The organism is Sphingobium rhizovicinum (assembly GCF_042647625.1).
Taxonomy (GTDB): domain Bacteria; phylum Pseudomonadota; class Alphaproteobacteria; order Sphingomonadales; family Sphingomonadaceae; genus Sphingobium; species Sphingobium rhizovicinum.
Genome location: NZ_JBHRVU010000004.1, coordinates 2,034,571 through 2,048,295, shown reverse-complemented (window position 1 = coordinate 2,048,295; position 13,725 = coordinate 2,034,571). Strand labels below are relative to the sequence as shown.

Annotated in this window: 2 protein-coding genes; both read left to right on the top strand. The window is 63.1% G+C overall.

Annotation, left to right across the window (positions count from 1 at the left end; all coding sequences use genetic code 11):
• Nucleotides 1–42: 42 nt before the first annotated feature.
• On the top strand, nucleotides 43–4,839 hold the full coding sequence (locus tag ACFOKF_RS11075) for a hypothetical protein (protein WP_380795647.1): 4,797 nt from the start codon (nucleotides 43–45) through the stop codon (nucleotides 4,837–4,839).
• The gene (locus tag ACFOKF_RS11070; RefSeq protein WP_380797751.1) at nucleotides 4,836–13,688 is read left to right on the top strand and encodes a BapA/Bap/LapF family large adhesin; all 8,853 of its coding nucleotides are present in this window, start codon (nucleotides 4,836–4,838) and stop codon (nucleotides 13,686–13,688) included. Before ACFOKF_RS11075 ends, ACFOKF_RS11070 begins: the two co-directional genes overlap by 4 nt.
• Nucleotides 13,689–13,725: the final 37 nt, after the last annotated feature.

Below are 13,725 nucleotides of genomic sequence, written 5' to 3'. Positions count from 1 at the left end.
CTCTGATCGGCGGCATTGGCATAACCGGCATGGTTGTCGCCGATGACGACTGGGTTGATGGCGATAGTGATGCCGACGCCGATGCAGATGCAGATGCAGATGCAGATGCAGACGCTGACGCTGACGCTGACGCTGACGCTGATGCCGATGCAGATGCTGATGCAGATGCTGACGCTGACGCTGATGCAGACGCCGATGCAGATGCAGATGCAGATGCAGATGCTGATGCAGATGCTGATGCTGATGCTGATGCTGATGCTGATGCAGATGCCGATGCTGATGCGGATGCAGACGCCGATGCAGATGCAGATGCAGATGCAGATGCCGATGCTGACGCAGACGCAGATGCTGATGCTGATGCGGATGCGGATGCAGACGCTGATGCTGATGCTGATGCAGATGCTGATGCTGATGCTGATGCTGATGCAGATGCCGACGCAGATGCTGACGCTGATGCAGATGCAGATGCTGACGCGGATGCAGACGCAGATGCAGATGCGGATGCAGACGCCGATGCAGACGCAGATGCAGATGCAGATGCAGATGCAGACGCTGATGCAGATGCAGACGCCGATGCTGATGCAGACGCAGACGCTGATGCAGACGCAGACGCTGATGCAGACGCTGATGCAGATGCAGACGCCGATGCTGATGCAGACGCAGACGCTGATGCAGACGCAGACGCTGATGCAGATGCAGACGCTGATGCAGATGCAGACGCTGATGCAGATGCCGACGCAGACGCTGATGCTGACGCAGATGCCGACGCAGACGCAGACGCAGACGCAGATGCTGATGCGGATGCCGACGCAGATGCCGATGCAGACGCCGATGCAGATGCAGATGCAGATGCCGACGCCGATGCAGATGCAGATGCAGATGCAGATGCTGACGCCGATGCAGATGCAGACGCTGACGCCGACGCAGATGCTGACGCTGACGCTGATGCAGATGCAGATGCAGATGCAGATGCTGACGCCGATGCAGATGCAGACGCTGACGCCGACGCAGATGCTGACGCTGACGCTGATGCAGATGCAGATGCAGATGCAGATGCAGATGCTGATGCAGACGCGGATGCAGACGCAGATGCAGATGCGGATGCAGACGCCGATGCAGACGCTGATGCAGATGCAGATGCCGATGCCGATGCCGATGCCGATGCTGATGCAGATGCCGATGCAGATGCTGACGCAGATGCCGATGCAGATGCCGATGCCGATGCAGATGCCGATGCAGATGCTGACGCAGATGCCGATGCAGATGCCGATGCTGATGCTGATGCTGATGCTGATGCTGATGCTGATGCTGATGCTGATGCTGATGCTGATGCTGATGCTGATGCTGATGCTGATGCTGATGCTGATGCTGATGCTGATGCAGATGCAGATGCTGACGCTGACGCTGATGCAGACGCCGATGCTGATGCAGATGCAGATGCAGATGCAGATGCTGATGCAGATGCAGATGCGGACGCAGATGCAGACGCAGATGCGGATGCAGACGCTGATGCCGACGCAGATGCTGACGCTGATGCAGATGCTGACGCTGATGCTGACGCTGACGCTGATGCAGATGCGGACGCCGATGCTGATGCTGATGCTGATGCTGATGCTGATGCTGATGCTGATGCTGATGCTGATGCTGATGCTGACGCAGACGCAGATGCAGACGCTGATGCAGATGCAGACGCTGATGCTGATGCTGACGCAGACGCAGATGCAGATGCGGATGCAGACGCTGATGCTGATGCAGATGCCGACGCAGATGCTGACGCTGATGCAGATGCAGATGCAGATGCAGATGCAGATGCAGATGCAGATGCAGATGCTGACGCAGACGCTGATGCAGATGCAGATGCAGACGCTGATGCAGATGCAGACGCTGATGCAGATGCAGACGCTGATGCAGATGCAGACGCTGATGCAGATGCCGACGCAGACGCTGATGCTGACGCAGACGCTGATGCAGATGCCGACGCAGACGCTGATGCTGACGCAGATGCCGACGCAGATGCTGATGCCGACGCAGATGCAGACGCTGATGCAGATGCAGACGCAGACGCAGACGCAGACGCAGATGCGGACGCAGATGCCGATGCAGACGCAGACGCAGACGCAGATGCCGATGCCGATGCAGACGCAGACGCAGATGCAGATGCTGACGCCGATGCTGATGCTGATGCTGATGCTGATGCTGATGCTGATGCTGATGCTGATGCTGATGCTGATGCTGATGCAGATGCAGATGCAGATGCAGATGCAGATGCAGATGCAGATGCAGATGCTGATGCTGATGCGGATGCTGATGCAGACGCTGATGCTGATGCAGACGCTGATGCAGACGCGGATGCCGATGCCGATGCAGATGCAGATGCTGATGCAGATGCTGATGCAGATGCTGATGCTGATGCAGATGCTGATGCTGATGCTGATGCTGATGCAGATGCTGACGCGGATGCAGATGCAGATGCCGATGCCGATGCCGATGCCGATGCCGATGCAGACGCAGATGCTGATGCGGACGCCGATGCAGATGCAGATGCAGATGCAGATGCAGATGCAGATGCAGATGCTGACGCCGATGCAGATGCAGACGCTGACGCCGATGCAGATGCAGACGCTGACGCAGATGCCGACGCTGATGCGGATGCCGACGCAGATGCCGATGCAGACGCCGACGCCGACGCCGATGCAGATGCAGATGCAGATGCAGATGCAGATGCAGATGCTGATGCTGATGCTGATGCTGACGCAGACGCAGATGCAGACGCTGATGCAGATGCCGACGCAGACGCCGATGCTGATGCTGATGCTGACGCAGACGCTGATGCAGATGCTGATGCCGATGCTGACGCTGACGCTGATGCTGATGCTGATGCTGACGCAGACGCAGATGCAGATGCGGATGCAGACGCTGATGCTGATGCAGATGCCGACGCAGATGCTGACGCTGATGCAGATGCAGATGCAGATGCAGATGCTGACGCAGACGCTGATGCAGATGCAGACGCTGATGCAGATGCAGACGCTGATGCAGATGCAGACGCTGATGCAGATGCCGACGCAGACGCTGATGCTGACGCAGATGCCGACGCAGACGCAGATGCTGATGCCGACGCAGATGCAGACGCTGATGCAGATGCAGACGCAGACGCAGATGCGGACGCAGATGCCGATGCCGATGCAGACGCAGATGCCGATGCAGACGCAGACGCAGACGCAGATGCCGATGCCGATGCAGACGCAGACGCAGACGCAGATGCAGACGCAGATGCAGATGCTGACGCCGATGCTGATGCTGATGCTGATGCAGATGCAGATGCTGACGCCGATGCTGATGCTGATGCTGATGCTGATGCTGATGCTGATGCTGATGCTGATGCTGATGCTGATGCTGATGCTGATGCTGATGCTGATGCTGATGCTGATGCTGATGCTGATGCTGATGCTGATGCTGATGCTGATGCTGATGCTGATGCTGATGCTGATGCTGATGCTGATGCTGATGCTGATGCTGATGCTGATGCTGATGCTGATGCTGATGCTGATGCTGATGCTGATGCTGATGCTGATGCTGATGCTGATGCTGATGCTGATGCTGATGCTGATGCTGATGCTGATGCTGATGCTGATGCTGATGCTGATGCTGATGCTGATGCTGATGCTGATGCTGACGCAGACGCGGATGCCGATGCCGATGCAGACGCAGATGCCGATGCAGACGCAGACGCAGATGCAGACGCAGATGCAGACGCAGATGCCGATGCCGATGCTGATGCTGATGCTGATGCTGATGCTGATGCTGATGCCGATGCAGATGCTGACGCGGATGCCGATGCTGATGCCGATGCCGATGCAGATGCGGACGCAGATGCCGATGCCGATGCAGATGCCGATGCTGATGCTGATGCTGACGCAGATGCTGACGCCGATGCTGACGCAGATGCTGATGCAGACGCAGATGCCGATGCCGATGCAGACGCAGATGCAGACGCCGATGCCGATGCCGATGCCGATGCCGATGCTGATGCCGATGCCGATGCTGATGCTGATGCCGATGCCGATGCTGATGCTGACGCGGATGCCGATGCTGATGCCGATGCAGATGCAGATGCAGATGCAGATGCAGATGCAGATGCAGACGCAGACGCAGATGCTGACGCAGACGCGGATGCCGATGCCGATGCCGATGCCGATGCCGATGCCGATGCAGACGCAGATGCCGATGCAGATGCAGACGCAGATGCAGACGCAGATGCCGATGCTGATGCTGATGCTGATGCCGATGCAGACGCGGATGCTGACGCAGATGCGGACGCGGACGCAGATGCTGATGCCGATGCTGATGCAGACGCCGATGCAGATGCAGATGCAGATGCAGATGCGGACGCAGATGCCGATGCAGATGCCGATGCTGATGCTGATGCTGATGCTGATGCAGATGCTGACGCGGATGCCGATGCCGATGCAGACGCAGACGCAGACGCTGACGCTGACGCAGATGCTGATGCAGACGCCGATGCAGATGCAGATGCGGACGCAGATGCCGATGCAGATGCCGATGCTGATGCTGATGCTGATGCCGATGCAGACGCGGATGCTGACGCAGATGCGGACGCGGACGCGGACGCGGACGCAGATGCTGATGCCGATGCAGATGCAGATGCAGATGCAGATGCAGACGCTGACGCTGACGCTGACGCAGATGCAGACGCTGATGCAGATGCTGACGCGGATGCCGATGCCGATGCCGATGCCGATGCCGATGCCGATGCCGATGCCGATGCTGACGCAGATGCAGATACCGACGCGCCGTCGCCGCCGACTGCCCGGTTGAATGCTGTCGGGACGATCCTGTCCGGTACGGCTGAGGCCAATGCGACGATCGAAATCCGCGATGCGGACGGCAATCTGTTGGGCAGCGGCTTAGCGGATGGTGATGGAAATTATGCGATCACGCTGGATGTGGCGCTCGACAATGGCGAGACGGTCAGCGTTACGCAGATCGATGCGGCCGGTAATATCTCGTTGCCGACACTGGCTGTCGCGCCCGACCTCACTTCGCCGACCGCGCCGGACGCTGCACTGGATGGCGTGAACAGCGTTATCGGCACGGGCGAGCCTGGCGCGTTGGTCACGGTCTATGATGCTGCGGGTGCGGTGTTGGGGACTGCCCGCGTTGGCAGCGATGGCAATTTCCAGGTAGCGCTGAGCAGTCCGCAGAATAATGGCGAGACGCTGACCGTGCGTCAGACTGACGGGGCGGGCAATGTTTCCGATCCTGTCCAGTTGATCGCACCAGACGGCACGGCGCCGCTGGCGCCGACGGCCCTGGTGGCGGTTGATGGGCTGACGGTGACCGGCACGGCCGAAGCCGGGGCGACTGTTCGCATTTTCGATGCGGCAGGCGTTCTGATCGGCACGGCAATTGCGCTGGGCGACGGCAGCTATGCCGCCACATTGGATATGGCGCAAACCAACGGTCAGTTGCTGAGCGTTATCCAGTCCGATGCGGCGGGCAATTCGTCTGCGCCAACCGTGATCAGCGCACCTGATCTGGATGCGCCGATCGCGCCGGTCGCAAGCGTGACGGCGGACGGCCTTGCGGTCATCGGGACGGGCGAGGCTGGCGCCATTATCGAAGTGCGTGACGGGTCGGGCGCGTTGCTGGGCAGCGGCGTTGTTCGCCCTGACGGCGGCTTCAGCATCACCCTCAATCCGCCCCTGACCAATGGCGAAGCATTGGCGGTGACGCAGGTGGATGGGGCGGGCAATGTGTCCGATCCGACGCCGATCGTTGCGCCCGACCTGACGGCGCCCGATGCGCCGACCGGGGTGATCGCGGCCAATGGCGGGTCGATCAGCGGCACGGGCGAGGCTGGAGCCACGATCAGCGTCACGGATGCGAGCGGTGCGGTGATCGGCACGGCGATCGTGGATGGTGACGGCGATTATGTCGTGCTGTTCGATCCGGCGCTGGTCGATGGCCAGGTGCTGGGGATCGTGCAGAGCGACGTGGCCGGCAATGTGTCGACCGGGATCAGCGTGATTGCGCCCGACTTCACCCCGCCGCCTGCGCCCACGGCCACGATCGATGGCACCGGCACGGTGGTGACGGGATCGGTGATCACGGGCGAGGGTGTTGCGGGATCGACGATCGAGGTGCGGGCGGCTGATGGAACGCTGCTTGGCACCGGCATTGTCGATGCGCAGGGCAATTATACCGTGACGTTGAATGCGCCGCAGGTGGATGGCGAAGCATTGGCGGTGACGCAGGTGGATGGGGCGGGCAATGTGTCCGATCCGACGCCGATCGTTGCGCCCGACCTGACGGCGCCCGATGCGCCGACCGGGGTGATCGCGGCCAATGGCGGGTCGATCAGCGGCACGGGTGAGGCCGGTGCGACGATCAGCGTCACCGACGCGGGCGGCGCGGTGATCGGCACGGCGATCGTGGATGGTGACGGCGACTATGTGGTGCTGTTCGATCCGGCGCTGGTCGATGGCCAGGTGCTGGGGATCGTCCAGAGCGACGTAGCCGGCAATGTGTCGACCGGGATCAGCGTAATCGCGCCCGACTTCACCCCGCCGCCTGCGCCCACGGCCACGATCGATGGCACCGGCACGGTGGTGACGGGATCGGTGATCACGGGCGAGGGTGTTGCGGGATCGACGATCGAGGTGCGGGCGGCTGATGGAACGCTGCTTGGCACCGGCATTGTCGATGCGCAGGGCAATTATACCGTGACGTTGAATGCGCCGCAGGTGGATGGCGAAGCATTGGCGGTGACGCAGGTGGATGGGGCGGGCAATGTGTCCGATCCGACGCCGATCGTTGCGCCGGACCTGACGGCACCCGATGCGCCGACCGGGGTGATCGCGGCGAATGGCGGGTCGATCAGCGGCACGGGTGAGGCCGGTGCGACGATCAGCGTCACCGACGCGGGCGGCGCGGTGATCGGCACGGCGATCGTGGATGGTGACGGCGATTATGTGGTGCTGTTCGATCCGGCGCTGGTCGATGGCCAGATGCTGGGGATCGTCCAGAGCGACGTGGCCGGCAATGTGTCGACCGGGATCAGCGTGATTGCGCCCGACTTGACCCCGCCGCCTGCGCCCACGGCCACGATCGATGGCACCGGCACGGTGGTGACGGGATCGGTGATCACGGGCGAGGGCGTTGCGGGATCGACGATCGAGGTGCGTGCGGCTGACGGAACGCTGCTGGGCACCGGCATTGTCGATGCGCAGGGCAATTATACCGTTACCTTGAATGCGCCGCAGGTTGATGGCGAAGCGCTGGCGGTGACGCAGGTGGACGGGGCCGGCAATGTGTCCGATCCGACGCCGATCGTTGCGCCGGACCTGACGGCACCCGATGCGCCGACCGGGGTGATCGCGGCGAATGGCGGGTCGATCAGCGGCATGGGCGAGGCCGGCGCGACGATCAGCGTCACCGATGCGAGCGGCGCGGTGATCGGCACGGCGATCGTGGATGGTGACGGCGATTATGTGGTGCTGTTCGATCCGGCGCTGGTCGATGGCCAGGTGCTGGGGATCGTCCAGAGCGACGTAGCCGGCAATGTGTCGACCGGGATCAGCGTGATTGCGCCCGACTTCACCCCGCCGCCTGCGCCCACGGCCACGATCGATGGTAGCGGCACGGTGGTGACGGGTGTTGGCGTCGCGGGATCGACGATCGAAGTCCGCGCGGCCGACAATAGTCTGCTGGGCAGCGGCATCGTCAACGCCCAGGGCAATTATACGGTCATGCTGACGCCGCCGCAGGTGGATAGCCAGCCCTTGACCGTGACCCAGATGGACGCGGCGAACAATGTCTCTGCGCCGATCAACCTGACGGCGCCGGACCTGACCGCGCCTGAACCGCCGACGGCGATCATTGCGGGCGACGGCGCGTCGATGACCGGCACGGGCGAGGTGGGCGCGACCATCAGCGTCCGCGATCCGGCAGGCGTGGAGATCGGTACGGCGATAGTGGATGCCGACGGCAACTGGAGCAGCGTGCTGACGCCTGCGCAGGTGCATGGCGAGCCGCTGACGGTCGTGCAGAGCGATGTTGCGGGCAATATATCGGCAGAATTGCCGGTGACGGCGCCCAATCTGAATACCCCCGATGCGCCCGATCCGGTGACGGCCATCGTGACGGCAGGCGGCGTGGCCGTGACCGGAACCGGCGAAGCGGGGGCGACGGTGACAGTCACCGGCCCCGGCGGCGTGCCGCTTGGCTCTGCGATCGTGGAAGGCGACGGCACTTATTCGGTGACGCTGAACCCGGCGCAGGCCAATGGCGAGAAACTGGTCGTCATCCAGACCGATACGGACGGCCTTTCGTCCGTGCCGGTCATCGTGACCGCGCCTGACATCACCCCGCCCGCGATGCCGACGGCGCAGATCGATGCGACGGGCGCGGCCGTGAGCGGATCGGGCGAGAAGGGCGCGACCGTGACCGTGCGGGATGCCGACGGCGCAGTGATCGGCACGGCGACCGTCGACGGGCAGGGCCATTTTGTGGTGATGCTATCGCCGGCGCAGATCGACGGCGCATCGCTGAGCGTTACGCAGAGCGATGCGACGGGCAACGAGTCCGATCCTGCGATCGTGGTGACGCCCGACCTGACGGCGCCCGATGCCCCGACGGGAACGGTGGCCGGCGATGGTGCGACCGTGACGGGCAATGGCGAGGCAGGGGCCACGATCACCGTGACCGATGCCGCCGGAATAGTGCTGGGCACGGGGACGGTCGCCGTCAATGGCAGCTTCACCGTCGCCCTGACGCCGTCGCAGGCCAATGGGGAAGTGCTGACGCTGGTTCAGGCGGATGCCGCCGGGAATCTGTCTGCCGCCACCACGATCACCGCGCCTGACACCACGGCGCCTGCTGATCCGAATGGCAGCGTAACGTCTGACGGCACGGCCGTGATCGGATCGGGTGAGGCGGGCGCAACGATCAGCGTCACCAATGCGGCCGGCACCGTGCTGGGCACGGCGATCGTCGGCGCCAATGGCAGCTTTATCGTCACATTGGCCAGCCCGCAGGTGAATGGCGAGACGCTGGGTCTGATCCAGACGGACGGGGCCGGCAACGCATCGACCCGGGTTGACGTCGTTGCGCCTGACATCACCGCGCCCGATGCGCCGACCGGCGCGATCACGGCGGACGGCACGACGGTCAACGGTACGGGCGAAGCCGGGGCGATGATCAGCATCACTGGCGTCGGCGGCGCTTTGCTGGGTACGGGCGTCGTCGCCGCGAATGGCAGCTATTCGGTGACGTTGACCCCGACGCAGGCCAATGGACAGGCGCTGACCCTGGTTCAGGTCGATGCGGCAGGCAATATATCGCCGTCCCTGCCGATTACGGCGCCCGATATTACGGCGCCCGACGCGCCGACCGGAACGGTGGCGTCCGACGGGATATTGGTCACTGGCACGGGTGAGCCCGGCGCGACGATCAGCATCACCGATCCGGCCGGCCTTGTCATCGGTACGGCCATAGTGGCCGCCAATGGCAGCTATGTCGTGTCGCTGGCGACGCCGCAGCTCAATGGGCAGATGCTGGGCATCATCCAGACGGATGCTGCCGGCAATGCTTCGGCGGAATTCGATCTGATAGCGCCCGACAGTACGGCCCCCACGGCGCCCACGGGCACGATCCGTGGCGATGGCGCGGTGATCACTGGCACCGGCGAAGCCGGCGCCACCATCACTGTCACCAACGCAGCCGGAACGGCGCTTGGAACGACGATCGTGGCGGGCAATGGCAGCTATAGCGTCACCCTGACACCGGCGCAGACCAATGGCGAAGCGCTGACGCTGGTCCAGTCCGACGCTGGCGGCAATGTCTCTCCGCAACTGCCAATCATAGCGCCTGACATCACCGCTCCAGACGCCCCCACCGGCACGATCACGGCGGACGGCTCGACCGTCACCGGCACGGGCGAAGCGGGCGCGACGATCAACATCACCGATCCGGCCGGCGCCGTCATCGGTACGGCGATCGTCGGCACCAATGGCAGCTATGTCGCGACGCTCACCACGCCGCAGCTGAATGGCGAGACTCTGGGCCTGATCCAGACCGATGCGGCAGGCAATATATCGACCGAGGTCGACCTGATCGCGCCGGATGTCACGCCGCCTGCTGCGCCGACTGGCACTGTCAGGGCGGATGGCGCTGTCGTGACCGGGACGGGTGAGGCGGGTGCGGCGATCAGCATTACCGATCCCGCCGGGATTGTCATCGGCACCACGACCGTGGCGGGCAATGGCAGCTATAGCGTCACCCTGACGACGCCGCAGGTGAATGGCGAAACGCTGGGCATCGTGCAGGCGGACTCTGCTGGCAATGTGTCGCCGCGTGTGCCCGCGATCGCGCCCGACATCACGCCGCCGGCTGCGCCTACCGGCGCTGTCACGGCCGATGGGGCTATCGTGAACGGCACGGGCGAGGCGGGTGCGACGATCAGCATCACGGACCCGGCCGGCAGCGTTATCGGCACGGCGATCGTAGCATCCAATGGCAATTATAGCGTCACGTTGACGACGCCGCAGGTGAATGGAGAGACGCTGGGCATCACCCAGCGGGATGCGGCCGGCAATGTGTCGCCGGCGGCTTCGGCCGTTGCGCCGGACGTCACGCCGCCGGCTGCGCCCACCGGCAGCATCTCGATCGGCGGAACGATCGTGACCGGCAGCGGGGAGGCGGGCGCGACCATTCGCATCAGCAATGCGGTCGGCGTGCTGCTGGCCACGGCGATCGTGGCGGCCAATGGCAGCTATAGCGCCACATTGCCAACGGCGCAGACCAATGGAGAGAGGCTGACCCTGATCCAGGTGGATGCGGCGGGCAATGCGTCGTCCCAGGTGCCTTTGATCGCACCGGACACGACGCCGCCCGCTGCCCCGACCGCCGCCATTTCCGCCAATGGCGGAACGGTGACGGGATCGGGTGAGGCCGGTGCGACGATCACCGTGCGTGGGGCCGACGGGTCGGTTCTGGGCAGCGCGCTGGTTGCCGCCAATGGCAGCTATAGCGTGGCCCTGAACGCTGCGCAGCTGAACGGCCAGCAATTGAGCGTCAGCCAGTCCGATGCGGCCGGCAATGCGTCGCCCAATGTCGGCCTGACTGCGCCCGATCATACGCCGCCTGATGCGCCGACGGCGATCATTTCGGGAACCGGCGCCGTTATCACCGGCACGGGCGAGGTGGGCGCCACCATCACGATCACCAATGCCGCCGGCGTCGTGATCGGCAGCGCGATCGTCGCGGCGAATGGCAGCTATAGCGTCACGCTGACGCAGGCGCAGGCCAATGGCGAAACCGTCGGCATCATCCAGACCGATCAGGCGGGCAATGCGTCGGCGCAGACCAATATCGTGGCGCCGGATATTACCCCGCCTCCCGCGCCGGCCAATCTGGCGGTCGATGCGAGCGGGACGACGCTGACCGGCATCGGCGAAGCGGGCGCGACGGTCCGGGTGCGCGACGGCAACGGCACGCTGATCGGTACGGCGCAGGTCGGGGACGACGGCCGTTTCTCCGTCATCCTGTCCAGCCCCCAGATTGGTGGCGAGAACCTGACCGTCACGCAGACCGATCTGGCGGGCAATCCGTCCATCGCCGCCACTGTCGGCGCGCCATTCGACATTGCCGCGTTCGACAATAGCGCGATCGCCCTCATCGACCTGCTGCCGGTATCGACGGCGGTCAATCATGGCAGCGCCAATTATACGGCGCTGGTGTCGCTGGACCTGCTGAACCTCAACCTGCAGGTGCTGGGGACGCCCAGCGTCGGCTTCACCGTGGCGGACGGACACAGTTTCAACGCGGTCTTCACCTATGATGCGACGCTCACCATCGGCGCGCTGAGCGGCTATACGGTTGCGGTGCAGCGCTGGAACGGATCGCAATGGGTCGCTGTGGACGGCGGCAGCGGCGTATCGCTGGTGCAGCTCAACCTGCTGAACGGCAATCTGGTCAGCACGGAGACGCTGGGGCCGGGGCAATATCGCGCCTTTGCCGCCTTTGAAGGCACGCTGGGCCTGGGCCTGTTGGGCGATCTGCATGTGACGGGCACCGATGTCGACTTCACCGATATTGGCGGGGTCGTGCCGCAGCAAATCCATGGCAATGTCATTACCGATCCCAGCGCGGACGGGCATGTCGACATTATCAGCCCGCAGACGCAGATTCAGAGCGTCACCGTCAATGGCGTGACCACAGCGGTCAATGCGAACGGTACGATCGTGAACGGCGCCTTCGGCCGGCTGGTGATCAATCTGGACGGCAGTTACAGCTATACGCCGTCACCCAGCGCAGCATCGATCGGCAAGAGCGACATTTTCCAATATCAGCTGATCGACCGGAGCGATGGCGAGACGGAGACGGCCAATCTGATCATCTCGATCGGTAGCGACGACATTAGCGCCGCCCCGGTCGCCAGCCATGACAGCGCAACGGCGGCGGTCCAGTATCACAATGTCGTGACGACTGTGCCGACGGCGCAGGAGTTCAGCTTCAGCACGCCGATCCTGTCGACCAGGTCGGGCAGCGACACATTCTCGGTTGCCGCCAACAGCCAGGCCGACATCACCATCACGGTGATCCGTGCCGGTACGATCGCGGTGCTGCCCAGCTACACGATTACCGTGCGCAATGCTGCGAACGTCGTTGTCGGCACACACACCGCCACGGCCATTGCCGGATTGCCGCTGGGATCAGGCATCAGCCACACGTTCGAGGATCTGCCTGCGGGCAATTACAGCTATACCGTGTCCAGCACGAACACGTTGGGCCTGGCCTATAATTCGACAGTCTATATCGGCGAGACGATTACCCATCTCGACCAGTATAGCGTGTCGAGCGTCACCGGCACGCAGGGTGAACTGCTGGCCAACGACACGACGGGCACGCCCTTTGTCGTGGTGAAGGTCGGCACGGGCAGCGGCTTTGTCGAAGTGGGTGAAACGCCCATTACGGTCAACGCGACTTATGGCACGCTGACGGTGAACGAGACGGGGCATTACAGCTATACCCCAGGCACGGCGATCGCACATTCCACGGTCAATCTTGTCGACAGCTTCACTTATCAGATCGTGCAGCCCAATGGCGTATCGGCCACCGCGACGCTGGACGTGACGATCAACGTCGCCACGGGCGCTGCATCGTCGCTTCTGTCGGTCGAGCAGGCGAGCCTGCTGGTCGAGGATGTCGTCGTGCCAACCGAGGACACGCATGCCGCGGCCAGCCTGATGTCAAATCAGGCGGCGTCCGAACCGGATGATGGGGCGTCGCCGGCAGTCGAGATTGCATCGCTGTCGAGCGGCGACCTGATCCTGGCGGCGACGCAGTCTGATGCGGTCGATCCATCCGATCCTATGGCTGACAGCATGACGCCGGACACAGGCCAGGCTGGCGCCATTGTATCGGACGAGGTTCTTGGCGAACTGGCCTATCAGATGTTCGAAGGGCAAGGGGCGCTGGAGGATGTGCTGTCGGCCTATCTCGATGACCAGCCATCATCGGAACAGTCCGGGCCGGTCGAAGACGCTGCGCCGGTTCGGGACAGTGTCGACCTTACGCCGGTTGATCTGCCGCAGGATCCGCTATCCTATCTTGCGTCGCCCGACGATATTGAGAAAAGTCAAAATAACGGACACCAGTTCTAATGTAACTTTTAAGTAATTTATGTAATTTCCATCATTA

Excerpts from the sequence above, each read along its gene's own strand:
- ACFOKF_RS11075 (WP_380795647.1), top strand. The coding sequence starts at position 43 with ATGACGACTGGGTTGATGGCGATAGTGATGCCGACGCCGATGCAGATG.